The following is a 1,778-nucleotide window of genomic DNA, read 5'->3' on the forward strand; positions in this document are numbered from 1 at the left end:
GTAACGCCCGTATTCCTGGGCCATCACATCAGCCGCGACCTTCGACGCGCCGAAGACCGAGTGCAGGCACTGGTCGATCGACATGTCCTCGGTGATGCCGCCCGCGTACGGATGAGCGGGGTCGATCTCCCAGCGGGTCTCCTGCTCGATCAGCGGGAGCCGGTTCGGGGTGTCGCCGTACACCTTGTTGGTGGAGCAGTGGATGAACGCCGCGTCGATGCAGTGCTCGCGGGTGTTCTGCAGCATGTTGAGCGTGCCACCGGCGTTCACGTCGAAGTCGGTGAACGGGTCGCGCACGGCCCAGTCGTGCGAGGGCTGCGCGGCGGTGTGGATCACGACCGCGATGTCGGTGCCGTACTTCCGGAAGATCTTCCCCAGCGAGTCCCTGTCCCGGATGTCGACCCCGTGGTGCGAATACGCCGCGCCGAGGTCCGCCGTGAGCTGCTGGACGTTCCAGGCCGTCGAGGCCTCCGCGCCGAAGAACTCCTGCCGCATGTCGTTGTCGATCCCGACGACGTCGAGGCCGAGCCCGGCAAAGTGCCGGACCGCCTCGGAGCCGATGAGACCACCTGATCCGGTTACCAGGGCGACGGCCACGAGCAAACTCTCCCAGAGGTCTCGGGGGCAAAAACCAGTCGAGAGCATAACGCGGCACCCCTCACGCTCCGCTATCACCCGAAGAGCAAGGCACGATCCCAGGAGACAACAAGAACAAGAGGAAGGAGGAGCAAGACCAACTAGACGCGCCCAGCGACCCCGCCACTCCGTACCAATGCAGTAACGCCCAGACCCCGACCAGCAACCGTGCCCACCGACCAGGAACCGTGCCCACCGACGAGGTAAGCGTGCCCACCGACGAAGTAAGCGCAAGCGAAGCAGCGAGAGCGCCCACCGCAACGCGGGGCGTCCGGGGGCTCGGCCCCCGGAGCAGACATGCCGATCGCCCCACGGCCCGCGCTGTCTGCGGGCATGGGGCGGCCAGGTGATCGGGTGGGGATGGGGGGAGTTGAACCCCCACGTCCTTTCGGACACACGGACCTGAACCGTGCGCGTCTGCCATTCCGCCACATCCCCGTGGCATTCAGTTAGCCGGAACAGACTACGCTGTCCCTCGTTACACCGCGAGCAGATACTGCCCGTGACGCCAGGGAAGACTAGCACGGCGTCATGGGACGCAATACGAGGGTCAGGAGCGACCGGTTGCTCTTCGCAGAGATGCGGAAGCGGCGGCCGGATACCATCATGTCCTCGGAACCCGAGGAGGAGCCGGTGAGCGTGCTGCAGCGCTTTGAGAAGCGGTTGGAAGGCCTGGTCGAGGGTGCCTTCGCGAAGGTGTTCAAGGGTGTCGTGCACCCGGTGGAGATTCTTAATGCCATGCAGCGGGAGGCCGAGGCGCACAAGGCTATCCTCGCTGGTGGCCGCACCTTGGTGCCTAACCGCTACGTGATCGATCTCTCGCCGTATGACCACAGCAGGTTGGCGCCGTATGCCGCCGCACTGGCCCAGGAGTTGGCCCAGTCGCAGGCGGAGTTCATCGGCGAGCAGGCCTGGACGGTCTATGGCGACGTCATCGTCGAGATCGAGCGCGGTGACGGGCTCGATACCGGCATGTTCCGGGTCACGGCGGAGGTGTACACCGGCGGCGAGGTCGCGCCTGTGCAACAGCCCGCCTACGACGCGGCGCCGGCGTATTCGCCGTATGACCAGCAGCAGGGTGGCTACCAGCAGCACGGAGGGCACAACGGGCGCAACGTCGGCCTGGTCTCCGGCGACGGTCG

General features: G+C 66.1%; 2 protein-coding genes and 1 tRNA gene. 1 reads left to right on the forward strand and 2 read right to left on the reverse strand.

Going from position 1 to position 1,778, the window contains the following annotated elements; translation table 11 throughout:
- A partial coding sequence (locus tag DMB66_RS59390) for an NAD-dependent epimerase/dehydratase family protein (protein WP_125812654.1) occupies nt 1-597 on the reverse strand: 597 nt, incomplete at its 3' end.
- 394 nt (nt 598-991) lie between these two features.
- Nucleotides 992-1,074 (reverse strand) — tRNA-Leu (locus DMB66_RS59395).
- A 168-nt stretch (nt 1,075-1,242) separates the two neighbouring features.
- On the opposite strand from DMB66_RS59395, the gene DMB66_RS59400 reads away from it, so the two are divergent.
- A partial coding sequence (locus DMB66_RS59400) for a DUF3662 domain-containing protein (protein ID WP_125812655.1) occupies nt 1,243-1,778 on the forward strand: 536 nt, incomplete at its 3' end.

It is taken from the genome of Actinoplanes sp. ATCC 53533 (genome assembly GCF_003947245.1).